Raw genomic sequence first — 23699 nt, 5'->3', positions numbered from 1 at the left:
GTTCTTGGGCCTAAATTAAGGAATTCTTAATTATACCTTGAGCAAAAGCTTAGCAAAATTACATTATATAGATGTATTGACAAAATGCCTTGGCGCATTTAGCTAGCGAATAAGCTTGGTCAAACCACAAGAATTTCAGCAGAAGCAAAGAACGACAAGCGCTCTTTGCCTATTTAAAATATCCTATAAAACTTATATTCAATACAGTATGAAAAAAGTAACTGTAGTTGGAGCCGGAAATGTAGGTGCTACTTGCGCTAATGTTTTGGCTCACGAAAACATCGTGAACGAAGTAGTATTGCTAGACCTTAAAGGCGATATGGCCGCAGGTAAAGCCCTTGATAGCTTCCAACAAGCCCCCATCGATGGTTATAGCACTCGCATTATCGGTACTTCTGATTATAAATATACCGAGAACTCTGATATCGTAGTGATCACTGCTGGTATCCCTCGCCGCCCCGGCATGAGCCGCGACGACTTGATCGCAACTAACGCCAAAATCGTTACTGCGGTAACTAAATCTATCCTTGAGTATAGCGAAAACCCCATCATCATTGTGGTGTCTAACCCTCTCGATGTAATGACTTACGCCGCTTTCAAAGCTTCTGGTTTGCCCTCAAACCGCGTAATGGGTATGGCTGGTATCCTCGATACTGCCCGCTACCGCGCTTTCTTGTCTATGGAGCTTAACGTTTCTCCCCGCGATATCCAAGCGGTCCTCATGGGTGGACATGGCGATACTATGGTGCCTTTGCCTCGCTACACAACCGTAGCTGGTATCCCCGTTACAGAGCTTATCGAAGAAGATAAACTCAACGCTATCATCGAACGCACCAAAGGTGGTGGAGGAGAACTCGTTAAACTAATGGGTACTTCTGCTTGGTATGCTCCAGGTGCTGCCGCTGCCCAAATGGTTGGCGCTATCGTTCGCAACGAACAACGCATTTTCCCTTGCTGCGCTTGGCTCAAAGGCCAATATGGCGTAGAAGATCTCTACCTCGGCGTTCCCGTGAAATTGGGGAGCAACGGTATCGAACAAGTTATCGAATTGAAACTCAATGAGGAAGAAAAACAGTTGCTCGATACTTCTGAAAAAGCAGTACGCTCTGTCGTAAAAACTTTCGAAGGTATGGGCTTGCTAGAAGAAAAAGAAGAGGCTTAGTCCTTTCTTTATATCCATCCTAAAGGCTTAAGAGTGGTATTTACTACTTTTAAGCCTTTTTTTTGGGGCTGCCCCTTCGCTACGCTCGGGTCGGGCTGTGCCGCAGCTCGCTACTCGCTCGGCCCTTCGGCGCTATGCGCCTCGGTCTGGCCTACGGCCACTGCTATCCATCCCTCAGCCAGGCGGCTGCGCCGCCTGCAACACGCAATTTGGACCAAAAAAAAGCTGGCCTCAGCCAGCTATTCATTCAAAAATTCAAGTTGTACGCTATCATCTACCTTCAGCCCAAATAAAGAGGCCGCCTTGCCCGCATTTACCGCAATTTCCAACAAACCCGAAGAATTAAATAAGCAAAGTACTTCTCCCACGGCCTGCTCCGCATAATGCAAGCTCAAATCGCTAATCGGATCAAAACGCTTGAAGTAAAGCTCAAAGGATCGCCCTTCCGCAATCTCCTCAAAAAGCTCTCGATTTACATTGAGGACCACATTTTCATAGACATCAATATAGAGCACCGCTGCCCGAATATAATCTTTGCTCACTACCGCATTCAAACTGATGCGCTCCAAAAGTTCATCACTCTCTTCCCCAATTTCCTCCAAAGGTTGTTGCGCAATCAAATGGGCCGAAGCTTTGGCAAACAAACGCTGCATACTTAATAAAGAAGGCGGCTCATCACTAATGAGTTGGTAGATTTTGCTGGGCTTTTCCTTGAATAAAAGCGAAAAAACGCCATTATCTGGACCAATAAAATAGTGCTCTTTATGAGCAATAACCAAAAAACGAGGCCGCTCCTGATAAAAGTTGTGCACACTCACAATATGAATGCTCCCTTTAGGGAAGGCCCAAAAACTAGCGCCCAATAAATAAGCCGCTTGACCAATATTATAGGGCTGCACCTGATGTGAAATATCAATAAACTGCACAGCCTGCCCCTCCGACAAAATATGTCCTTTGAGTAGGGCCGCATAATGATCGCGGACACCAAAGTCGGTCGTTAGGGTAATAATTCCAGAGGCTTGCATAAAAAGTATTGGTTAAGCGCCACAAAATTAAAAGAAGTTTGCTAAAACATTCTTTTATTCTGGCCTACAAATAAGAAGCGCTTAAAGTTTTTCTCGAGTCTGATGTTGTTGTTGGATTTGTTGACGCATATCTTGGCCAAATTGATCGACAATTTTTTGCATTTGGGCCTCATAAGCAGCTTGTTCTTCTTCCGTATAGCTTTGCCAATCTGCTTGTTCGTAGAAAAGGGCGGCTTCGGCAGGTAATAAACCAACGATCTTCAAATAATCATTCTCCCAAGAGAGTTCAATTTCTCTAGCTTTTTGTTTTTCGTCTAAGGGCTGAATTTTTAGTTTGAGTTGCTCCTCTTGTTCTTCTAGGCAGTGGTAGCTAGCGGAGGGACCTTCTTTTTCAGCAGCAAAAAAGTAAATTCCTGCCCGATCAATTTTGAGTAAGAGGGCCGAGAAAGCACCCAACATCATGCGTTGTAGAGGGGCGGCTAGGGCCTGAAAGGCTGTAGTATCTTGAGTTTCTTTTTCGGCTAGTTTCCAATATTGCCCTTCTAAATTTAGGATCATTTTGGGCGTATGCCCCATTTTCTTTTGCATAATTATTTTGACTTTGTTTGATATCCAAAATATAGTCAAAAGCTTTTAGAGCACCAAAAAAGGTCTTCTCTATAAGCAGAGAAGACCTTCTATTTGGCCTAGCGATGTGGAGGGGGGGGCGTAGGCCAGACCGAAGCGCGTAGCGCTGAAGGGCCGAGCGAACAGCGAGCCCCGAAACGTAGCGCCGCAGCTTTGCTGCGGAGGCCCCAAAACAGCTTACTTAATAATAGCAGCTCCAGAAGTTTTGGGCAATTGGACGGCTGTAAGTTCATTATTGCCTAGGGCTTTGAGGCTTTTGAAGTGAGATTTGATTGCGCCGCCAAAAGTTTTAAACTCATAGTAGGGCACGCCAAATTCCTCGGCTGTAGCTTTAACAATTTTGGCAACTTCTGGATAGTGCACATGGCAAATATTGGGAAAAAGGTGGTGTTCCACTTGGAAATTCAGGCCACCGAGGAACCAAGAAACCAGTTTATTATCTCGGGCAAAATCAGAAGTTGTGGCGAGTTGGTGCATCGCCCAGACATTTTCCACTTCGTTTTGTTCATCGGGTTGAAAATGGTCGGTAAGTTCTACCACATGGGCCACTTGAAAGACCAGGGTCATAATCATGCTGGCGGTCATGTGCATAAAGAAAAAACCGAGCAGCAAAAAGCCCCAAGAGTAAGAAGTAAGCGCAATAGGCAGGGCGAAAAAGATGGCCCAATAGGCAATTTTTGTACTAAGCAGAATCCAGAACTCTTTGCTGTGTGTACTTCCCATAGCTGCTGTTTTTCCTTCTTTGGTATAGGCATTGAGGGCCACAAAATCCTTCCATAGAATCCAAGTAACCGTAGCGAGTCCGTATAAAATGGGCGCATAAAGGTGCTGAAAGCGGTGATAGGATTTGAGTTTGCCGTTGGGGGAAAGGCGGAGAAAAGGTTTATCTTCAATATCTTCATCAAAGCCGTAGATATTGGTGTAAGTGTGGTGCATCATGTTGTGCTGCACCTTCCAGGTAAAGGAGTTTCCGCCCACCAAATTGAGGGTATAACCCAAGAGGGCATTGATTGTAGGATTTTTGGAGTAGGAGCCGTGGTTGGCATCGTGCATAATATTCATGCCGATACCGACGAGGCCGATTCCCATAACGATATAGGAGATCATGACGGCCCAGAGGGGTAAAAAGTTGGCTAAAATTAGGGCAAAGGGAATGAAATAGAGTCCCAGCATGACCGTAGTCTTGAGGTACATTCGGCTATCGGCATTGCGATCAATATTTTTGTCGCGAAAGTGCTGATTGACCCTTTTGCGTAGGGTCGGAAAAAATTTAGCCTGATCAGCTAGGCTAAAACGGATGGTTTTTGGCATAAATCTGTTTCTTTTGGTCCTTTTCGGTACCAGTTCAAAAGGATGAGAAGGCGCCAGCTTGCGCCTTTATCTATGGATGTATAAAAAGGGAGATCCCCCCAAAGAAGTTGTTAAAACTTTTAAGAAATAAATCAATTTTTATATATTTAAGTACATTATGTGATCTAGGTTAAGACTGAAAATATGCCAAACGCTTTAATTTTTATCATTTTATTTATGCTCTTTAGTTGCTTAGCTTGTGAGCAAGATAAGGAAAAAAAGAGGGGGGAGCAGTCTATAGAAGAAAAAGCTTCTTTATCGGTAGTAGATAGTAAACCAAAGGTTGACAGCGGATTAAAACGGGGCGATTTGTTTAGGGTCGAGGTGCAAAACCTTAGGTTACGGGAGCATCAGCAATTGGATGCTAAGGTTTTGCGTCATTTGGCTGAAGGCAGTGAGCTTTATTTTATGGGGCAAATTTCTAAAGATAGTGTGACAGTACAATTAAGAGGAAAAAAATATCATGCGCCATTTTATCGTGTGAAAACAGCACTTGGTTATTTGGGCTGGGTACATGCTGCAGCAATAAAAAAGCAGGATCCCGATTTGAAAGGGAGTTAGGTTAAATGAAAAAAGTCATCTCTGGAGGAGATGACTTTTTTAGTTAGACAGCCTTGTGTAATTACTTTTTAGAGTTATCGAGTTGCTTCAAGAGTTCTTCAACAGCTCTTTTTAGTTGTTGATCTTCTTGTTTACTTTGATAATCGGGAGCTAGGCGGACAAGAATATCAGGCATAGCGGGGATGCGCTCCATATTTTCATCATTGGCTTTGGTGTACCAAGCTCGGAAAGGCATACGAACATAAGAACCATCTTGTAGTCCATAACCGCCAGTAGAAATGACTGCACCAAAAGTAGGTTGACCGACTAGGGTTCCCAAGCCTAAGTTTTTGTAAGCATGCGAGAAAATCTCGGCATTAGAGTAGCTACTTTCATTACAAAGAGCAATGCTCCCTTTGGTCCAAGCGGCAAGAGGTAAGCGTTCGCTATAGGGGTAATAGTCGCTAAAATCTTTATGTTCTTTTTTCAAATTTTTGGCTGCCCCTCTAGGAATGGTATAAGCATGTTGGCGAACGGAGAGCACGGCCATCAGGTAATCTGTAGTCCATCCACCGCCATTGTAGCGGACGTCAATGACAATTCCTTTTTTTCCATGGCCAGCGGCCATTAGTTCTTGTTCAAAGCGCTCGAAGCTACTCCAGCCCATGGCTTTGATATGGATATAGCCTAATTCTCCTTTAGAGTATTTATCGGTAAGGGCTTTACGGTCTTGGACCCAAGCCTCATAGCGTTCATTGTTCAGGGAGCGTTTGGGCCAGATGACCAATTCGCGGACTTCCCCAGCTTCATTTTGGACCTCTAGTAAAGTACGTTTGTTAGAGGTTCCTTCTAAAAAGGCATAGAGGTTATCTTGAGCGCCAATTCTCTTCCCATTAACAGATAGAATCCGTTCATTGGCTAAGATTTGGCTTTCTGGGCGATTAGCAGGGCTTTCGGGAAGTACCGAACGAACTTTAGCGCCGGCTTTTCCATCTTGCCACAGTTCTAGGCCCAGTAAACCTGTAGCTTTTCGTTGGAGCATCTTTGGATTGTCGCCTCCATAAAGGCCCATATGACTAGCATCTAACTGTCCAAGCATTAGGTTGTACATCCATTGGAAGTCTTCTTTGGTAGAGGCTTTTAGGCAAAGTGGGCGATAAGTTTCTTTGAGCTTTTTCCAGTTGTAGCCATGAAATTGAGGGTCGTAGAAACCTACTTCTAGCGCACGCCAGCCTTCATCAAAAATTTGAGCTAAAACTCCTGCATAATCAATTTCTAAAGAAGAGCGGAAGCTCAGGCCTGTGAGTTTTTGATTGGAAAGTTGAATATAGGCCAGCTTTCCTCCTGATACTTGGCTAAAGAGGTATTTGCTATCTGCAGAAAGTTGCAAATTATAGGGTCTTTGGCTGCCAGGAATAGCTTCTTTGTTTTCTTTGCCATCCCAGCGCACCGTATAAAGCGCACGATCTTTTTCAAAGTTTTTACCGCTATTTGCGCTGCTGAGATAGAAGATATGTTTATTGTCTGGCGCCCAACATATCCCACTTTCGCTACCAGGCATGGCCGTTACTTGTCGGCTACGGGCATAGATTTGGTCAAAATCAATAACTACTTTTTTTGCAACAGAAATGGGACTTTTTTCATCTTCTTCAGACCAAATTTCTAGCTCTTTCCATTCGGTGGTTTGACGGAGATAGTCTTCTTTTTTGAGCCAAACAAACCAAATATCGCTATCGCCATTGTTACGATTAGAGCTAAAGGCGAGTTTGCTTCCATCAGGACTCCAGGCTGGGTTGTGGTCTTTACGAGGGTGCATACTCACATTAACGGGAGGAATAGAATCATTGGCAGCATGAATAAAAATCTCTTCATTAAAGTTCAGATCTTCTAATGAATAGGCCAGCCAATAGCTATCAGGTGACCAGCTCAGACCGCTAGGTGTAGCCCAACCATCCAACAACTTTTTATTCTTAGATAATTTGCCCAAGCTATCAATTTGGGCCACCCAAAGTTGACCAACACCCAATAAATAGGCTAGTTGTTTACGATCAGGAGAAAGCCAATAATTTGTAATATCTAAATCGAAACTTTGGACCAACTGCGTTTTTACCTTTAAACTGCGATAAAGATCTGTTTCTGCCGTATCTGTAGATTGTACGCTGTAAAGAGCATATTTTCCAGTTTCATCACTACGATAAAGTACTGTTTCCTCATTGAGGTAAATGGGATCTCTTTGACGGCTGGGTCCCTGAGCTAAAGCTCTTCCTTGGGTAAGCTCTTTATGCTGCGCCCCAACGAAAATATCGCCATGCACCTCATAAGCAATGCGCTTGGCGTTAGGAGAGGGGCTGTAGTTTTCTACACTGCTGTAGTTTTTTTTGATAAAGGGATCAAAACGGTAATCACTAGCAATTTCTACCTTGATTTCCTGTTTTTTCCCTTCCGTTTTGCCCCAAAAAATTTGGTCGGCCTGCTGATATACCATATACTGTCCATCTCGGCTAACTGAAAAATCTAAAATCCCCATCTTCTTTTCTTGGGTTAGCGATTTTTCTTTCTTTGTGGCCAGATCTTTAAGGTAGATATTGTATCGACCAGATTGGGCGGAGATATAACAGAATCGCTGATTATCTATCCATTGCCCATTGAAATCATTGCCCTTAAAGTCTGTAATTTGCTCAAATTGATCAGCTTTAATATTATAGGTCCAAAGGTCTCGGTTGGCAGGCCCTCGATAGTCTTCTCTAGCTGTTCTACAAGCTCCCCGAACCAATAACAACTGCTCCTTATTGGGCGATATCTGAGCCCCTACAGCATCACTATTTAAGATGCGCTGAGGCTGCCCTCCCTCAACGGGAATTTCATAAACGCCATAACTGCGCTCTATTTTAATATAGGTCCGACTGCTGGCAAATAAAAGCGTTTTATCATCTTTCCAACCCAAAAGTTGGTCATTGCCCGAGTAGTAAGTTAGCTGCTTGGGCCGCCCAGCCTGCGCAGGCATGACATAAATATTGTTGTTGCCCTCTCGATCCGATTGAAATGCTATTTGCTTCCCATCAGGAGACCAAATGGCTTTGCTGTCATAAGCTTGATGAACGGTTAATCGCCTAGGTTGTCCATCAGGTAAAGACATTCGCCAAATATCTCCCTGATAGGAAAAAAGGAGTTCTTGCCCATCAGGACTAAGACTAGCTTGCCGCAAAAGAATGCGGTCTTGCGCCCAAACTCCTTGGGCCAATAGCAGCAATATTGCTGAAAGTAATGAGACTCTCATTTGTTGAATTTAATGGTGATGAAAATAGAATTAACTAAAAGGAGTATTTATTTTCAGCTTTTTTCGACTAAGACACAAAAAAATCCCCCCACGACCTAAATCGCAGGGGGATAATCTTATAGCAAATAAATTTTTACTTTAGCTCAATACTAACGACTTCCCAAGCTTGACCATTTTGGTCCAAAATACCATTGGGAATCCACTTTAGTTTTGGATCTCTAGGTACTAAGCTCTGGTTGTTACTCAACTTGACCTTGAGCCGACGCCCAGTAACACCCAAATCTGTATTCTCATCAATTAAGGGGCGCAAGAGCGCATCATTGCCATCCAATAGAACCAGGTCTAACTCTTGCTGGGCAAAATCCCCCTTATTCACTTTGGCCACAGAACAGAAGAAACCATGACGAGTGCTTTCTGGCATATAGTCCTGAATGTCCAATTCCAATTCTAAATCTACAACAGGCTCCTGAATATATTCCTTGGCCAAGTCCTCAAAACTAGCGGGCAACTGACGATGATGCCACTTTTTGACAATTGTTCCATTGTGCAAAAGCAAAAGCCCTGGACTAGAACGAACAATCGTCTTGACCAATTTTTCATCACTTTGCGTAAAATCAAAGGCAGTGCCCAATTCATGGCGAAATGCTTCCAAATCATCATTGTAATCCCCATCGGCATCCGCATCTTTGATGTAGTAATAGAGCGCATGGGTCGGAATCCCTTGCTGCTTTTCCGCCGCCACACTAAGAGCCGAAATTTTTCTAAATCCTTCTTTAGATGACTTAGTCAAATCATCAGCAACGACTAAAAAACTATAGCCCTGACTGGCAAAACTGTGCTGCTTAGAGGCATCCATTTCTGCTACTTTAGAATCACAACCTTTCTTCAAGACTTCCTCCTGAGTTTTGTCATTTTGCGTTTCCCAAATCTTGTTGCCATCCGCATCTTTGGTCTTCCACAGATAGCTGTATTTCTCCGTTTCCGTGGCTATTTGCTGGTTGTTGACCTTTACTTCCTCTCCCGTATCTTTATTTTTATAGGTGTAGGTAAGCAAAACTTCAGGTTGGTCTAAAGCACAGATTTCGCGCTCAATAACAATGTTTCGACCTTCCGCAAAAGGACGGAAATCTACCCAAGGCAAACCAAAGTAAAAGTTGAACAAACTAGCCACTGTTACCGCTACGGTCCAAAAAGAAGTGCTGATTAACCGCCCTTTTCCCTGCTCCGGAATCACATATTGCAGGTTTTCTGTCCTAACATAAAGAAAAACAGTCATCAAGGTCAAAAGGATATCTTTCCCAAAGGTTTCTATGGGCAAAAGTTTCATAAAATCACCAAAACAACCACAATCACTCACCCGAATGTTGTTCTCATTAAAGGGGACCCACTGCCCCGTCGCAAAGGGCGATACATCCTGTGGAATATAACCCGTGAGGTAGTTGTAACCTGTGAGAAAAGTGAAAAAGAGCATCATCAAAAAGCTCAAACTCGTGGTCCATTTCTTTCCATGCCCCAAAATCAAATTGATCCCCAATACCACTTCTAACACAATCATGATTAAGCCAAAAGGAACCACAAAAGGCTTCATGAAGGACAAAACAGGCAACAAAAGCGTAAAATAATCCGCCATTTTATAAGCAGTTCCCAAAGGATCTACCACTTTTACGGCCCCCGAAAAAATGAGCAGGCCGCCCACAAAATACTGCACAAACCAAAGCGGCAAATGCGTCCGCACAAATTGACGCTTTTTAGAAAGTCCCAACCCCAAAGTAAAGGTCAGCACCAAAGCAACAATACCGATATAAAGAAAAAGAGTATATACTGTCATAATGATAAACAGATTGATATAAAATAGTTTTTCTACTGTTTTTGGGCCTCCGCAGCAAAGCTGCGGCGCTACGTTTCGGGGCTCGCTATTCGCTCGGCCCTTCAGCGCTACGCGCTTCGGTCTGGCCTGCGGCCACCCCTGCACATCGCTAGGCCGTAAAGCTGCGGCCTAAAGGCCTTGCTTTTTGAACCGATTTATTCCACTTCTTCTTCACGCAAGCGAATCAAAGCAAAAAGCGCATAATTGGCAATATCTTGATAGTTGGCATCCAAACCCTCCGACACCAAAAGCTGCCCTTTGTGGTCCTCAATTTCTTTGGTCCGCAAAAGCTTCATCAAAATGAGGTCCGTCAAAGAACTAAGGCGCATATCTCGCCAAGCTTCGCCATAGTCATGGTTTTTGCGCAGCATAAGGTCCTGACAACGATCGGCCTGCTCCTGATAAAGCGCCTCTACTTGCTCGGTAGACAAATACAGCCCAGCAGATAAAGGCAATTCTAACTGAATAAGGGCCATAAAACTATAATTGACTAGGGCCAAATATTCGCCAGCAATAGATTCGCCAACCTTTTGGGTTTGCTTTTCTTCTATAGAGCGAATGCGCTTGGCCTTAATATACAATTGATCGGTCAAGGAACTAGGGCGCAAAATTCGCCAAGCGGAGCCATAATCTCGCTGTTTTTTGATAAATAAGGCCTTACATTGGGCCAATTCATGAGCGTACTGTTGGGCAGTGGTTGGCTTTTCCAAAGTTACAACTATAAGTTTAGTTAATTAAATAAAGCGGGAAGAGATCTGCAAAAAGCTGCATTTAGTCCTCTTCATAAATGTTATTTTGCTCTTCTTCGATATAGCGGAGGCGTTGTTGGCAATATTGGAGTAAGAATTGCGCACGTCGGCTCTGCTTATTGAGGTCTTCTAGGGGAAGTTGGCCTTCAATGGCTTCCAAAATTTCTTGGAGTTCGACCAAGGCGTCTTCGTAGGAGTTTGGCGTCAGTTGTTGTTCCATAATAATTTGATGGTTGAGAGAAGGAGGATAAAAGATGGCGGCTTGTTGGGCCGAATGGCCCTGGGGCCTTGGCCCCAAACGGCTTAGGGATGGATAGCAGTGGCCCTTTAGGGCCAGACCGAGGCGCTTTTAGCGCCGAAGGGCCGAGCGAATAGCGAGCTGCGGCACAGCCCGACCCGCCTGCAGGCGGGGAAGCCCCAAAATAACAGTAAAAAAAGAGAGCTCGCATTATTTAGCCGAAAAAGCTAAATCATCCTATTTTTAAGGAGTTTAATTTGTTGGGCAATAAAATTATAAAGAGGATGCAAAAAATTATACTTGCTTGTTTACTTTTTTTTTCGACTTCGGGCCTTTATGGGCAATCTTGGATGCTTTTGCGGCAAGAGCCCATCCAATTAGCATACAAAATCCCGTACAATTGGTTTGTGGGTGGGCTAGAAAAACAGCCAGATTATTGGCGGAGTTTGAATACGGCGCCCAAGGGGGATATCAATTTTTTACTTTTGTGTAGTGAGGAATTAAGGGCGGAGGAATTGGAGCAAAAAGCGGTTTGGAATTATCATTTTGAGGGCCAAGATAGCAGTGCTGCCGATAGTTTGCAGGGAGAATTTGGCCTTTGGCAAAAGCGGGGGCATTGGCGAGAAGATCGCTTGGAAATTGTTCGTTCTTGGGCTTGGAAAAAAGGGAAGCGGCATTATTTGTTGTACATTTGGGGCCGAGAAGATAAAATGAAGGCCTTTGCTCATAAAAAGCTGCCCAAAGTATTAGCATCAATATCCTTTTTAGATGATTAGTTGTGAAAATCTCGTATTGAAGTATGGCGATAGAACGCTTTTAAAGCTTCCTGAATTTCAGTTTGAAGAAAAGGGATTTTATGTGCTTTTGGGCCGTAATGGAAGTGGGAAAAGTAGCTTTTTGCGCCTTTTGGCGGGCATGGAATCGCCTTATGCTGGACAGCTTTTTTTGCAAAATAAAGCTTATTCGACTTGGAGCCGTATAGATTTTGCGCAGGAATTGGCACTTTTGCAAAGCAAGCAGCAGAGCACGGCTTTTATGCGGGGCGAGGAGTATGTGAGTTTGGGCCGGCACCCGTATTTGGCCTGGCATGGCTTATTGAGCAAAAAAGATCGCTTTCGGGTGAAAACCGTGATGCAAGAGCTGGAAATAGAGCAATTGGCAGAGGCAAAAGTTGGACATTGTAGCGATGGCGAAAAGCAATTGCTCGGCTTGGCCCGTGTTTTGGTCCAAGATACTCCCATCTTATTATTAGATGAAATATCGGCCCATTTAGACTTTATCAATAAAAAGCAAAGCTTTAGACGATTGAACGCCTTGGCTCAGGATAAATTGATCATTTTGGTTAGCCATGAGTTGGCCTTAGCCGAAGCCTTTGCCGATTATATTTTGGTTTTGGAAAACCAAGGCTTATTGGCGCTTTCTCCCCAAGGCGCTAGTCAAAAACTAGAAGAAATTTTTGAACAAACCTCCCCTTATCATGCAAAAACTTAATTTACTTTTTATTCTCCTGCTTACTTATGCTTGTCAGTCAGGACCTCCTGAAAATAAAATTGATCAGGACATATCTAGAAGCCTAAGAAGCATAACAACTCCAGATCAAGTACTTGAAGTCGATTTAAATGGCGATGGACAAAAGGAAAAATTGGGCCTTTACCAAAGTGCAGAAGGGCTTTATTGGGAGACGAATAGCGGGCAACGCTTTGACTTACCCTTAGAAGATAAGGCAGAGGCTTTGCTTCTTTGGAAAAATTTAGGCGATTTGGATGGAGACGGTGGTGAGGAATTGGCCTATGTGCCCAATTATGCAGATAATTCTTCCATTAACTATTTTCAGATTGTCTCTTGGAAAAAAGGTTGGCAAACGCCTTTCCGCTTTGAAATTCGAGAAGATCAGTTGCAGGAGGATCATCCCTTTGTTTGGGCCAAGGAAAAAGATCGCTTTCTTTTTCGCTTTGTCAATGAGCAAGGCTTAGAAGAATATCAGGAAGCTGTTTTGGACCAAAGTAGCGAGCCCGATAAGCAATTGCCTTTGGAAAAACGCTTTGTCTGTAATGGCGATATGGTCAATTTGCCCGCTTTTGAACTAAAGGTAAATTTGACGCCCAGCGCCCAAAAAATATTGGATGAAAGCGCAGAAGAATTGGTCCTTAGCGTTTTGCTGCAAAATGAGGCCAGCCAGCCCTTGAGCCCCGCCGCCAAAGAATATTGGGATGAGGATATGGAATATCTGCTCTTGCTTCAAAAAGAAATGCAACAAAAAGACACTCACTTTAATGTAGATAATCTGGAGCTGCCCAGAGCTGCCATTGAGGCCTGCCAAAACCTAAATCTACAAGTAGAAGTTAATATCTATACGGCTCGAAAGACCTCAGAAAATAATCTCTTTTCTATTGACCCACTTTTTGGTGGGCTGCTAAAATTGAGAACAGAACGAAAAATTCTTAAAGGTCGAGAGATTTAAACGCAAAAAAGGCCCAGAAGCTAGCTTCTGGGCCTTTTGCATGTAGTCAAGTTACCTAATTAGCCGCTTGCTTTTTGGGGAGTAAAAAGAGCAGCTCATAGAGCAAAACAAAATAGAGGACCACAAAACCCAATGCCTTGATGCAATAGGGAATAATAAATTGATTGCGAATAAAGGCTGGGAAAATATCAGTAGGCGAAAGCGAACTGAAAATAAAGCAAAAGAGCAGCAAGCTCAAGCGAAACTTTTTAGGTAGGGCCGAACGCAAATACCAAAGCGCCGCCGCCGAAATAGCAATGATGAAGGTAGCAGATTCCGCCCGATGATTGAAAATAATCACCCAAATCATAATGGCCGCCAAAAGAAGGGGGGCAAAACGAGGCTGATAAAAACTTTTCCAACGCAAAAGCGGCAAAAGCATCAATAAAACCCCAACCAAAAGGACAGGCTTTTTGATTTCATCGCCAAAGCCAAACCAACTGTGTAAAATGCCCATCAGCGAAAAACCATAGGAAATGCCATGGTCTTCGGCCAACATTCGTCCCCAGTTCTGATATTGCCACCAAAGCTCATCTAGGCCCGTATAAAGCGCAGGGGAGAGGCTATAAAACAAAACCCAGAAAACCGAATAGGCAATAAATTTCCCCTTTTTAGGTGTACTGAAAAAGAGCATGAGAGCCACAATGCCAAAGAGTTTGATATAAACGGTAAGCCAAAGTGCCCCCAAAGCCCAAAAAATCTGTTCTCTACGCAAAAGGGCCAAACCCGCCAGTAAAAGTCCCGCAATAAGGGCATTGGTCTGGCTATTCTGGGTGCTGCTCACTAGCTCCATAAAGACAAAGGCCATAAAAAAATGAGCGCTGCCCTTGGGCAATCGAATTTGCCGAATGCCCCAAAAGAAAATGCCGACATTCACCATATTCCAGAGCGCTAAACCAATGGGAGTGGGCAAAAAGGCCCAAGGCGCCATCAAAAGGGCAAAGAATGGACTGTACTTAAAGAGGTCCGCAGTTTCTGTGGGATACCAATCGTACAGATCTTTATGCGCCAACAAATGCCAAAAAGACTGCTTGAAAATGAGGTAGTTGTTGTAGGGCGTCGATTCAATATCGTGCAAAATGGTATTTCCCCTCAAATAATAGAGTTGCAAACTCACGCCCAAGGCCATCAACAAATAAAAGAGAAGCCATAGCTTGGGCGAAAAGGGCAAACGCTCCCAAAAATTGGGTTTGGTCATGACTTAGGGTTGTTGCGGCTGAAAACAGCCCAAGGTTTCATAAAAACGATAATCAGCTATATCAACAACTAAATGATAGATGCCATTGGCGGGCAAATTTGCCGGTAAATCAAAGCGAATTAACTGCTCTTCTCCAATTTCTAGCTTTTGCTCTGCAAGCAATTGGCCCAAACTATTATAATAGCGCAGCTCGAAAACACTGCCAGGAGCCCCAACCGCCAAACGCAAACTATTAGCCGCCTGCAAGGGCTTATCCCGAAGCTGCAAAACGCCCTCTTGCGTAATCAATAAGGCCGTTTCAGATAAAGAAATGTAGGCCGTGAAGAAGTTGGGTATCCCAAAACCAATAGCCGTATCTGGCTCCGAATTTTGGCCCGCCCACTCTATAGCATGGCGAATTTCCCAGTTGTTTTTTTCTGGAAATGCCGACCAAAGACTACTGGCCATACCCGCCAAAATAGGCGAAGAAAAAGAAGTCCCATCTGTTGAACTAACAGAGTACCCATTGAGCCCCGCTACCATAGCACTTCGCCCCTGAGCCACTACATTGGGCTTGATGCGACCATCAGCCGTGGGCCCAAAAGAACTAAAGCCCGCTTTTTGACCATTCGGACGAACCGCTCCAATAGATAAGACATTCTGCGCATCGGCAGGGGCACCAATGTATTTCCAAGGCCCATTGCCCTCATTTCCCGCACTATTGATGACTAAAATTCCCTTTTCTACAGCCACATCTGCGGCCTGCGAACAAAGCGCCGTCTTGCCATCCATATCTTTGTACTCATAACTCATGCTCTGGTCATTAAATGAGGTATAGCCCAAAGAGGAGTTGATGATTTCTATGCCCAAACTATCCGACCTTTCCGCCGCCGCAGCCCAATTAAATTCCTCAATTCTAAATTCACCTCCCACATCTTCGGTTTTGAAGAGGTAGTAGTTGGCCTTGGGGCCCGTCCCCTGAATCAAATAGGGCAGATTGGCCGCCATACAAGACAAAACGTTGGTCCCATGCGTGCTCTGCTCATAAACAAATTCATCGCCTTGCACAAAATCATGCGTGCCCCAAATCTGATTGTTCGCAAAAAGACTATCAAAAGCAGGCATCCGATAAACATTCAAAAATCCACCATCAAAAATGGCCACTTTACGCCCTTGCCCCTTCACATTAAGTCCATGCAAAAGATGCCCCCCCAACATCGCAATCTGATTGAGCGAATAACCCAAAGGATGCTCCGTTTTATTATAATCTTCTTGCTTGAAATGCTTGTGCCATTTAACCTCTTCTAAACGACGCTTTTTCCCCAATGGCATGATTTCTCGAACAAAGGTTAATTCCCGAATGGCCGCCAATTTAGCCGTGTCCTCTACATGAATCGCCAAGGCATTCAACCATTTAGAAGCCAACCAATACTCCACACCTAAGGCCGTCACAGCCTCTACATACTGTGGATTAAGCGGCAAATCACGCTCATCAATACTGATGCCCGCAATCGCTCGGCGCTCTAAAGCGTCTGGACCAAGATATTCCCAAGGCCGCAAAACACTATAAGGATTCTCTTCCTTATCCGTAAAAAAGACCGCATAAAGGTTGTGATTAAAACTCTGGGCCTTTGCGCCAACTAAGACGAAGAGCAAGAACAAAAGACTAAGACTGCTTTTTTGTATCATGGTTTTTCATTTTGGGCAAAGGTAAAAGGAACTGATTTAAAAACCTATTTTTTGGGGCTGCCCCTCCCTTCGGTCGGGTCGGGCCATTCCGCAGCTCGCTGCTCGCTCGGCCCTGCGGCGGCAAAGCCGCCTTGGTCTGCCGCCTGCGGCGGCCCTGCTCCAGCCCCTCAGCCAAATAGACCTGCTCCGCCCACCCCAAATTAGCCAAAACTCCTGCCCATAATTTCATCGCTTTTACCCCCAAAAAAACAATCTACTTGGCTCTGGCAGATTGCTTTTTTTTGTTCCTCCCAAAGGTTGCTAACGCTTTAAACTAAATTGTTTTACCTAAACTTTTTTGTTTTCAAATTGATCCTTTAAGCAGCAATTTTTAGCCCCCTCAAAGCCGCCCACTATCGAACTTAGAGGGACTTATACACAGAGATATGCACATGCCGTTCCCAAAATGGGAATAACTTTATTTTTTAAATTAAGTCCCTGTTTATCGGCTTTGCAGCCCCTCCACTAATTTGTTCACTTGCAGTTTAAGGGCTTTTTTCAGACCTTTGCAGAGAGCGCAAATGAAGCTTTATCTCCTGCTCTTTGCCTTACACCAAAATGTTTTCTAAGCTTTAATAAATCGCCCAATAAATGTCTGTAATAGAGCCCATTCTCCAAGAAAATGACCAGCGTTTTGTCCTTTTCCCCATTCAACATGATGCCATCTGGGAAATGCGCAAACAGGCCCTTGCCTGCTTCTGGACCACCGACGAAATTGATCTTGCTGCCGATCTACACGACTGGAAAAAACTATCGGCCAATGAGCAGCATTTTATCAAACATGTGTTGGCCTTTTTTGCCGCTAGCGATGGCATCGTAAACGAAAACCTAGTGCTCAACTTCTACCGCGATGTTCAAGTAGCCGAAGCCCGCTCTTTTTACGCTACGCAAATCCAAATCGAAGATATCCACGCCGAAACCTACAGCCTCCTCATAGATACCTACATTCAAGATAGCACCGAGAAAAACGCCCTTTTTAATGCCATGCAAACCCTGCCTTGCGTTCAACGTAAAGCCAAATGGGCTATCAAATGGATCGAAGAGGCTCCCTCTTTTGCCCACCGCCTAGTCGCTTTTGCCGCCGTAGAAGGCATTTTCTTTTCAGGCAGTTTCTGCTCTATTTATTGGCTAAAGAAAAGAGGCATTATGCCCGGACTAACCTTCTCGAACGAGCTCATTAGCCGCGATGAAGGTATGCATTGCGATTTTGCCTGCCTACTTTATTCTATGCTGGAAAATCCCATTCCCGCCGAAGAACTCCGCAGCATTATTACCGAAGCCGTTAGCCTAGAACAAGAATTTGTGACGGAAGCCCTACCCGTTTCGCTCATTGGAATGAACGCCCAATTGATGTCGCAATATATCGAGTTTGTGGCCGATCGCTTACTCGTTTCTTTGGGCCAATCTAAGGTTTATGGCAGTAGCAACCCCTTCCCCTGGATGGAACTCATCTCGCTACAAGGAAAAACCAACTTCTTCGAAAAAAGAGTGGGCGATTACCAAAAAGCTGGCGTAATGGCCGAAAGAGAAAAACAAACCTTCTCTTTGGATGAGGATTTTTAGCCAAGCGCTAAAACAAGCGGCGCAGCCGCTGGCCTAGCGATGTGCAGCAGTGGCCGAAGGCGGCAGACCAAGGCGGCTTTGCCGCCGCAGGGCCGAGCGAGCAGCGAGCTGCGAAACGTAGCGCCCGCCGAAGGCGGGAGGCCCCAACATAACAAATATTAAAAAACAGACTAATGAGCGCTTAGCCAGCAAGACTAAGCGCTTTTTTAGCCAAGCCAAAATAGATAATGATGCATTTGATGCAAGTGACCAAGCGAGACGGCCGCAAAGAAGACGTCAGTTTTGATAAAATTATGCGGCGGATTTATTACCTCTGCGACGGATTGGACAATCGCTATATCGATGTGATTGAGATTTCTAAAAAGGTCATTTTGGGCCTTTATGATGGGGTCTCTACCGAGGTGCTGGACAAGCTAGCGGCAGAAACTGCCGCCTCTATGGCCACCGAACATCCCGATTATGCGATCTTGGCCGCTAGAATTTCGGTTTCGGATCTACACAAGGGAAGCTCCGACTCTTTTACCGAAACCATGCGCCGCCTCCACCAATATATCGACCCCAAAACAGGCGAAAATGCTCAAATGATCGCCGATAATTTTATGGCTTTGGTGGAAAAACATAGCGAGCAACTCGATGCGGCTATCGTGCACGAACGCGATTATGACTATGATTTCTTCGGTTTTAAGACCCTAGAACGCTCTTACCTCATGAAGGTCAATGGCAAAATTATCGAGCGCCCACAGTATATGATTATGCGCACGGCCTTGGGCATTCATGGCGAAAATATTGAGGCCGCCTTGCAAACCTATAAGCTGATGTCAGAGCGCTGGTTTACGCATGCTACGCCCACCTTGTTCAATTCTGGAACGCCCCGCCCGCAGCTCTCTTCTTGCTTTTTGCTGAGCATGACGGACGATTCTATTCCTGGCATTTTTGAAACCCTTAGCCGCTGCGCCAAAATCTCGCAATCTGCTGGTGGAATTGGCCTAAGCATCCATAATATCCGCGCCAAAGGAAGCTATATCAAAGGCACGGGCGGCAACTCGAACGGCATTGTGCCCATGCTTCGCGTCTATAATGATACCGCCCGCTATGTGGACCAAGGCGGCGGAAAACGCAAAGGCGCTTTTGCCGTTTATCTGGAGCCTTGGCATGCCGATGTTTTTGAGTTTTTGGACCTCAAAAAGAACCACGGTAAAGAAGAACAACGCGCCCGCGATCTCTTTTATGCCCTCTGGATTCCCGACCTCTTTATGCAAAGAGTAGAACAGGATGCCGAATGGACCCTGATGTGCCCCAATGAATGCCCCGGCCTGTACGATAGCTATGGCGAAGAGTTTGAAAAACGCTATTTGGCCTATGAAGCCGAAGGCCAAGGCCGCCAAACGATTAAGGCTAGAGAGCTTTGGATGAAAATCCTAGAATCTCAAATCGAAACGGGCACGCCTTATATGTTGTATAAGGACCATGCAAACCGCAAATCAAACCAGAAAAACTTGGGCGTGATCCGCTCTAGTAACCTCTGCACTGAGATTATGGAGTACAGCAGCCCCGATGAGGTGGCCGTCTGTAACCTAGCCTCTATCGCCCTTTCTAAGTTTGTAACCGAAGATGGCCAATATGATTTCCAACGCCTTTATGAGGTAACCCGAATCGTTACCCGCAACCTCAATAAGGTAATCGACATCAATTATTACCCTATCCAAGAGGCCAAAAATAGCAATATGCGCCACCGCCCCGTCGGGATTGGCGTGCAAGGCTTAGCCGATGCCTTCTTGATGCTCCGCCTGCCTTTTGAAAGTGAAGAAGCCCGTCAACTCAACCGCGATATTTTCGAGACGATTTATTTTGCGGCCATGACCGAATCTTGCCAAATGGCCAAGGAAGAGGGCGCTTATTCCACCTATGCGGGCTCGCCCATCAGCCAAGGACAATTCCAATTTGACCTTTGGGATGTGACTCCCTCAGATCGCTGGGATTGGGAAGCCCTCCGCCAAGAAATTTTGGCCCATGGAGTGCGCAACAGCTTATTGGTTGCCCCTATGCCTACCGCTTCCACCTCTCAAATTCTCGGAAATAATGAGTGCTTCGAGCCCTATACCTCCAATATTTATAGCCGCCGCACCCTTTCTGGCGAGTATGTGGTCGTCAATAAACACCTACTCAAAGACCTAATTGAACGTGGATATTGGACCCAAGAACTCAAAGAGATGTTGATCGCCGCCAATGGTTCGGTCCAAAATATTGAGGGACTGCCCCAAGATATTAAGGAGCTCTACAAAACGGCTTACGAAATTAAACAACGAGCCATTATCGATATGTCCGCCGATCGTGGCGCCTTCATCTGCCAGTCGCAAAGCCTCAACCTCTTCGTCGAGAGCCCCAACTTTGCCAAACTGACCTCTATGCACTTCCACGCCTGGAAACGTGGCCTGAAAACGGGCATGTACTACCTCCGCTCTAAAGCCGCAGTAGATCCCATTAAGTTTACCCTCAGCGCCAAGTACCAACAGAAGTTTGTGGGCCAAAATGGCAGCAATAACCAAGCTTTAGCTGGCCGCACCGCCGCCCAAATCGAGGAGGCCAACAGCCAAGAAGGCGTAGCCTGTAGCATCGACAATCCCGACGATTGCTTGATGTGCGGCTCTTAAAATTTAAAATTAAGTAGTTTGTTTGTAGCAGTTGCTCTTTCGGGAGGAACTGCTCTTTTTTTGGGGCTGCCCCGCCCTGCGGGCGGGTCGGGCCATTGCGCAGCTCGCTGATCGCTCGGCCCTGCAGCGGCAAAGCCGCTTTGGTCTGCCGCCTTCGGCGGCCCTGCTACAGCCCCTCAGCCTGCGGCGGCTTTGCCGCCTGTAGGACGCAAGGGACCAAAAACATTCCCCTAGCCATCAAAAAAAAACTACTTTTGTACATTCTATAATGACTGTTATCGCTTAAAACAACAGAACAAATGTCTAAAGAAAAGATCGCCTTTGTCAAGGCTCATGAAGGCAAACATATTGAAGGGAATATCAGTGGCTTGGGGGCTTGGCTCAATGCTCGAATTCTTTCGATCAATGAAAAAACGGGTATGCTCCAACTAGAGTTTGAGGTCCGCCCAGATATGCTCAACCCCATGAGTAGCCTACATGGAGGCGCAATCTCAGCCATTTTAGATGAGGCCATGGGGATGCAGCTCTTTGTGCTTTCAGAAGATACGGCCTATTATGCAACCAGCTTACAGGTAGATTTTGTGCGGGCCGCTTTTGAGGGCCAAAAAATCATTGCCCAACCCGAACTCATCCGAATTGGTAAGCGCTCCGCCAATATGCGTTGCCTTATCCTAGATGAAAAAGGTGAAGTTTTGGCCCACGGCAGTTCTAATTATCTCCAAATTCCTAGCAGCTAGATGCGTTTCCTCCTTTTTATTATCCTGTTGCTGAGTTTAGGCTATCAGGCCCAAGCTCAGCTCCCTTATGTCCGTATAGATAGCCTGATCCTCTCCGATATCGAGGGCGGAAAGCTGCGGAGCAAACCCAAAACGGTGGCCGCCTATCTGCCCTTTAGTGTAGGCGATAGCTTTCGACTTAATGACTTGCAAGAGCAGCTGGATTTGGCCCAACAAAGTCTACTCAATAGCCGCCTATTCAAAACAGCTGTGGTCCGAGTGAAAGAATGGGAGGGTAAAAGCATTGTTCTAGGCATCGAACTAGATGAAAACCTAGGGATTTATCCCATCCCCATGCTCGAACTAGCCGATCGCAACTTTAATGTTTGGTGGAAAAGCTTCAACTTCGATCTCCGAAGGGTGAACTTAGGCCTTTGGGGCCTTTGGCGAAACCCTGGCGGCTATAATGATATGCTGAAAGTGATTGGGCAGGTCGGCTATAGCCCTAAGGTCGAATTGGTCTATGTCTTGCCTCCCTTGCGCAATAAGAATGCTTGGGGCTACAGCATAGAGGGCCTTTGGTCCAATAATAAAGAGCTAGCCTATGGCGTAGCCGATAACAAACGCCTATTTTATCGGGATCTCGATCGAAGAGGACCACAGTTCGACCGCCTGCGTTTTCGATTGGGCCTTTATTTCCGCCAAGATGTATGGAGCCAACACCAACTGACTTTGGGCTTCCACAATTATGGGGTTAGTGATTCTATTTTTGCCCAAAATGCCGATTTCCTCTTGGGCAAAGCCCGACAAAGAGATTTTCGCCTGCGCTATAGTTGGTCCAAAGACCGCAGAGATTTCCGAAACTACCCCTTTAAGGGCTATTACTTACAAGCCGAGACCGAGAAAAAAGGACTGGGTCTCTTCAATGAACTCAACCAATGGACCCTAGGCACTAAGTTGGCCTATTATCATAAATTTGGTAACGATTACTGGAGTGTGGGCGGCCAATTGAGTGGCAAACTGAGCCTCGCTAGACAAAAGCAAGCCTTTTTTGAACAAGAAGCCCTAGGCTTTGAGGAGGAATTGGTCCGAGGCAATCAATATTATGTAATTTATGGCCAAGATTATCTGCTCTGGCGCAGCGATATCAATGTCAAATTGATGGAATGGGGAGCAGAGGAATCCCCTTTTATCGCTCTCCACCTGCGTTATCATTTAGATTATGGCTATGTTTGGGATCGCTTTTATCAAGAACAAGGCAGCCTAGTCAATCGCTCGCTTTGGGGTACTGGCCCCGCTATCGACCTTGGCCTACTGCAGTATCGCTTTGTGCTTCAATTTGAATATAGCCTTAACCAATCTCTAGAAACCGCCTTCTTTTTTCGCCTAAAAATGAATCTCTAGTCTTATGCGTATTGCCCTTTTTAGCCGCTTCCTAAAAAAGGAACAACAGCAGCTGGTTCAAGAGGTCTTTGATGCCCTCGCCCGCCGCCCCGAATGGGAACTCTACATTTATCAAGAGTACTATGACTCTTTTATGGGCCGCATCAAAATCAATAATTCGTTCTATTGTTTCCAAACGCATGAGGATTTTCGCGCTGCCGAACTCGATTGCTGTATTACGCTGGGCGGAGATGGGACCATCCTAGAAGCTGTGACTTATGTCCGCGATACAGGCGTTCCTATCTGGGGCCTCAATATGGGCCGACTAGGCTTTTTGGCCATGATCGAAAAGCACCGAATTGAAGAGAGTTTACAAGCCTTTGAGCAGGGCGCTTTGGTAGAAGATAAACGAGTGCTTTTGCAGCTAGAGTCTTCTAGTCCCCTCTTTGGCAGCGCCAATTTTGCCCTCAATGATTTCGCTATTCTCAAGCGAGATACCTCTTCTATGGTCATTATTCACACCTATGTGAATGGCGAATTTCTCAATTCTTACTGGGCCGATGGGGTCATTGTGGCTAGTCCCACGGGCTCTACGGGCTACTCGCTGAGCTGTGGGGGACCCATTATTTTTCCCCGCTCTGGCAATTTTATTATCACGCCCGTCGCCCCCCACAACCTAAATGTCCGCCCTATTGTCCTTTCCGATGATGTGGTTATCTCTTTTGAGGTGGAGGGCCGAGCCGAGCATTTCCTTTGTACCCTAGATTCTCGCTACCGAGCCATTCAGGCTAGCTGCCAACTGGCTATCCGCAAATGTGATTTCCAAACGACTTTGCTCCGCCCCGATGATCGCAACTTCCTCTACATGATCCGCAAAAAGCTGCATTGGGGGACCGATTCTCGGAATGATTAGGGGCCTCCGCTGCGGCTTCGCCTTGCGGCGGTTACTCCCTTTGGTCGTCGAACTGCGGCCTAAAGGCCTTGTTGTCGTTCTGCAGCTCGCTGCTCGCTCGGCCCTGCGGCGGCTTTGCCGCCTGGGTCTGCGGCTGCGCCGCACTGCTGCACATCGGTTACTCCCTTTGGTCGTCGAACTGCGGCCTAAAGGCCTTGTTGTCGTTCTGCAGCTCGCTGCTCGCTCGGCCCTGC

19 protein-coding genes are annotated in these 23699 nt (G+C 45.6%); 10 read left to right on the top strand and 9 right to left on the bottom strand.

Annotated elements, in window-relative coordinates; genetic code table 11:
- Positions 1-208 precede the first annotated feature (208 nt).
- Complete coding sequence (gene mdh / locus PPO43_RS03455) at positions 209-1162, top strand: malate dehydrogenase (protein ID WP_272620409.1); 954 nt, start codon at positions 209-211, stop codon at positions 1160-1162.
- Positions 1163-1401: 239 nt separating this feature from the next.
- On the opposite strand, the gene PPO43_RS03450 is transcribed toward mdh, so the two are convergent.
- From PPO43_RS03450 to PPO43_RS03440, 3 genes are all read right to left on the bottom strand, one after another.
- Positions 1402-2187 (bottom strand): SAM hydrolase/SAM-dependent halogenase family protein, encoded by a 786-nt coding sequence (locus PPO43_RS03450; RefSeq protein ID WP_272620408.1) that lies wholly within the window; start codon positions 2185-2187, stop codon positions 1402-1404.
- An 81-nt stretch (positions 2188-2268) separates the two neighbouring features.
- Entirely contained in the window at positions 2269-2775 is a 507-nt protein-coding gene (locus PPO43_RS03445; RefSeq protein ID WP_272620407.1) for a hypothetical protein, read from the bottom strand.
- Between the two features lie 216 nt (positions 2776-2991).
- Complete coding sequence (locus PPO43_RS03440; protein ID WP_272620406.1) at positions 2992-4125, bottom strand: fatty acid desaturase family protein; 1134 nt, start codon at positions 4123-4125, stop codon at positions 2992-2994.
- A 183-nt stretch (positions 4126-4308) separates the two neighbouring features.
- Here PPO43_RS03440 and PPO43_RS03435 point away from each other — a divergent pair, with 183 nt between their 5' ends.
- On the top strand, positions 4309-4725 hold the full coding sequence (locus PPO43_RS03435) for a hypothetical protein (protein WP_272620405.1): 417 nt from the start codon (positions 4309-4311) through the stop codon (positions 4723-4725).
- Between the two features lie 61 nt (positions 4726-4786).
- Here PPO43_RS03435 and PPO43_RS03430 read toward each other — a convergent pair whose 3' ends face one another.
- The 4 genes from PPO43_RS03430 to PPO43_RS03415 all read right to left on the bottom strand — a co-directional run bounded on the left by PPO43_RS03430 (position 4787) and on the right by PPO43_RS03415 (position 10817).
- Positions 4787-7981: a S41 family peptidase gene (locus PPO43_RS03430; protein ID WP_272620404.1), complete on the bottom strand. Its 3195-nt coding sequence runs from the start codon at positions 7979-7981 to the stop codon at positions 4787-4789.
- A gap of 133 nt (positions 7982-8114) precedes the next feature.
- On the bottom strand, positions 8115-9809 hold the full coding sequence (locus PPO43_RS03425) for a MauE/DoxX family redox-associated membrane protein (protein ID WP_272620403.1): 1695 nt from the start codon (positions 9807-9809) through the stop codon (positions 8115-8117).
- Positions 9810-10003: 194 nt separating this feature from the next.
- The gene (locus tag PPO43_RS03420) at positions 10004-10558 is read right to left on the bottom strand and encodes a DUF1599 domain-containing protein (protein WP_272620402.1); all 555 of its coding nucleotides are present in this window, start codon (positions 10556-10558) and stop codon (positions 10004-10006) included.
- A gap of 61 nt (positions 10559-10619) precedes the next feature.
- Positions 10620-10817 carry an exodeoxyribonuclease VII small subunit gene (locus tag PPO43_RS03415; protein ID WP_272620401.1) on the bottom strand — a complete coding sequence of 66 codons (198 nt, stop codon included), beginning with the start codon at positions 10815-10817 and terminating at the stop codon, positions 10620-10622.
- Between the two features lie 302 nt (positions 10818-11119).
- On the opposite strand from PPO43_RS03415, the gene PPO43_RS03410 reads away from it, so the two are divergent.
- From PPO43_RS03410 to PPO43_RS03400, 3 genes are read left to right on the top strand one after another with little or no spacing between them, the layout of a single operon-like run.
- Positions 11120-11611 carry a hypothetical protein gene (locus PPO43_RS03410; protein ID WP_272620400.1) on the top strand — a complete coding sequence of 164 codons (492 nt, stop codon included), beginning with the start codon at positions 11120-11122 and terminating at the stop codon, positions 11609-11611.
- Positions 11604-12326, top strand: coding sequence for an ABC transporter ATP-binding protein (locus tag PPO43_RS03405; protein WP_272620399.1), 723 nt, complete (start codon positions 11604-11606; stop codon positions 12324-12326). The genes PPO43_RS03410 and PPO43_RS03405 overlap by 8 nt, the downstream gene beginning before the upstream one ends.
- Positions 12313-13296, top strand: coding sequence for a hypothetical protein (locus tag PPO43_RS03400; RefSeq protein ID WP_272620398.1), 984 nt, complete (start codon positions 12313-12315; stop codon positions 13294-13296). The genes PPO43_RS03405 and PPO43_RS03400 overlap by 14 nt, the downstream gene beginning before the upstream one ends.
- A 55-nt stretch (positions 13297-13351) precedes the next feature.
- Here PPO43_RS03400 and PPO43_RS03395 read toward each other — a convergent pair whose 3' ends face one another.
- Together PPO43_RS03395 and PPO43_RS03390 are read right to left on the bottom strand one after the other, a co-directional pair.
- Positions 13352-14533, bottom strand: a complete 1182-nt coding sequence (locus PPO43_RS03395; protein ID WP_272620397.1) for a glycosyltransferase family 87 protein — start codon at positions 14531-14533, stop codon at positions 13352-13354.
- Between the two features lie 3 nt (positions 14534-14536).
- Positions 14537-16201, bottom strand: a complete 1665-nt coding sequence (locus PPO43_RS03390) for a S8 family peptidase (RefSeq protein WP_272620396.1) — start codon at positions 16199-16201, stop codon at positions 14537-14539.
- 630 nt (positions 16202-16831) lie between these two features.
- Here PPO43_RS03390 and PPO43_RS03385 point away from each other — a divergent pair.
- The 5 genes from PPO43_RS03385 (at position 16832) to PPO43_RS03365 (ending at position 23466) form a co-directional block, all read left to right on the top strand.
- Positions 16832-17803, top strand: coding sequence for a ribonucleotide-diphosphate reductase subunit beta (locus PPO43_RS03385; protein WP_272620395.1), 972 nt, complete (start codon positions 16832-16834; stop codon positions 17801-17803).
- 239 nt (positions 17804-18042) lie between these two features.
- Positions 18043-20454, top strand: coding sequence for a ribonucleoside-diphosphate reductase subunit alpha (locus tag PPO43_RS03380; RefSeq protein WP_442985471.1), 2412 nt, complete (start codon positions 18043-18045; stop codon positions 20452-20454).
- A 299-nt stretch (positions 20455-20753) separates the two neighbouring features.
- Positions 20754-21191: a PaaI family thioesterase gene (locus PPO43_RS03375; RefSeq protein ID WP_272620392.1), complete on the top strand. Its 438-nt coding sequence runs from the start codon at positions 20754-20756 to the stop codon at positions 21189-21191.
- The gene (locus tag PPO43_RS03370; protein ID WP_272620391.1) at positions 21192-22574 is read left to right on the top strand and encodes a BamA/TamA family outer membrane protein; all 1383 of its coding nucleotides are present in this window, start codon (positions 21192-21194) and stop codon (positions 22572-22574) included.
- A gap of 4 nt (positions 22575-22578) precedes the next feature.
- A complete protein-coding gene (locus tag PPO43_RS03365; RefSeq protein ID WP_272620390.1) occupies positions 22579-23466 on the top strand; it encodes an NAD kinase in 888 nt (295 codons plus the stop codon).
- Positions 23467-23699 lie beyond the last annotated feature (233 nt).

Source organism: Saprospira sp. CCB-QB6, from assembly GCF_028464065.1.
GTDB lineage: Bacteria > Bacteroidota > Bacteroidia > Chitinophagales > Saprospiraceae > Saprospira.
This window is presented reverse-complemented; position numbering and strand designations above follow the sequence as displayed.

Bases quoted from the DNA above. Each gene is read 5' to 3' on its own strand.
- mdh (WP_272620409.1), top strand. From the start codon at position 209: ATGAAAAAAGTAACTGTAGTTGGAGCCGGAAATGTAGGTGCTACTTGC.
- PPO43_RS03405 (WP_272620399.1), top strand. From the start codon at position 11,604: ATGATTAGTTGTGAAAATCTCGTATTGAAGTATGGCGATAGAACGCTT.
- PPO43_RS03390 (WP_272620396.1), bottom strand. From the start codon at position 16,201: ATGATACAAAAAAGCAGTCTTAGTCTTTTGTTCTTGCTCTTCGTCTTA.
- PPO43_RS03440 (WP_272620406.1), bottom strand. From the start codon at position 4,125: ATGCCAAAAACCATCCGTTTTAGCCTAGCTGATCAGGCTAAATTTTTT.
- PPO43_RS03385 (WP_272620395.1), top strand. From the start codon at position 16,832: ATGTCTGTAATAGAGCCCATTCTCCAAGAAAATGACCAGCGTTTTGTC.
- PPO43_RS03400 (WP_272620398.1), top strand. From the start codon at position 12,313: ATGCAAAAACTTAATTTACTTTTTATTCTCCTGCTTACTTATGCTTGT.
- PPO43_RS03410 (WP_272620400.1), top strand. From the start codon at position 11,120: ATGCAAAAAATTATACTTGCTTGTTTACTTTTTTTTTCGACTTCGGGC.
- PPO43_RS03370 (WP_272620391.1), top strand. From the start codon at position 21,192: ATGCGTTTCCTCCTTTTTATTATCCTGTTGCTGAGTTTAGGCTATCAG.
- PPO43_RS03380 (WP_442985471.1), top strand. From the start codon at position 18,043: ATGCAAGTGACCAAGCGAGACGGCCGCAAAGAAGACGTCAGTTTTGAT.
- PPO43_RS03435 (WP_272620405.1), top strand. From the start codon at position 4,309: ATGCCAAACGCTTTAATTTTTATCATTTTATTTATGCTCTTTAGTTGC.
- PPO43_RS03450 (WP_272620408.1), bottom strand. From the start codon at position 2,187: ATGCAAGCCTCTGGAATTATTACCCTAACGACCGACTTTGGTGTCCGC.
- PPO43_RS03415 (WP_272620401.1), bottom strand. From the start codon at position 10,817: ATGGAACAACAACTGACGCCAAACTCCTACGAAGACGCCTTGGTCGAA.
- PPO43_RS03395 (WP_272620397.1), bottom strand. From the start codon at position 14,533: ATGACCAAACCCAATTTTTGGGAGCGTTTGCCCTTTTCGCCCAAGCTA.
- PPO43_RS03425 (WP_272620403.1), bottom strand. From the start codon at position 9,809: ATGACAGTATATACTCTTTTTCTTTATATCGGTATTGTTGCTTTGGTG.
- PPO43_RS03430 (WP_272620404.1), bottom strand. From the start codon at position 7,981: ATGAGAGTCTCATTACTTTCAGCAATATTGCTGCTATTGGCCCAAGGA.
- PPO43_RS03365 (WP_272620390.1), top strand. From the start codon at position 22,579: ATGCGTATTGCCCTTTTTAGCCGCTTCCTAAAAAAGGAACAACAGCAG.
- PPO43_RS03375 (WP_272620392.1), top strand. From the start codon at position 20,754: ATGTCTAAAGAAAAGATCGCCTTTGTCAAGGCTCATGAAGGCAAACAT.
- PPO43_RS03445 (WP_272620407.1), bottom strand. From the start codon at position 2,775: ATGCAAAAGAAAATGGGGCATACGCCCAAAATGATCCTAAATTTAGAA.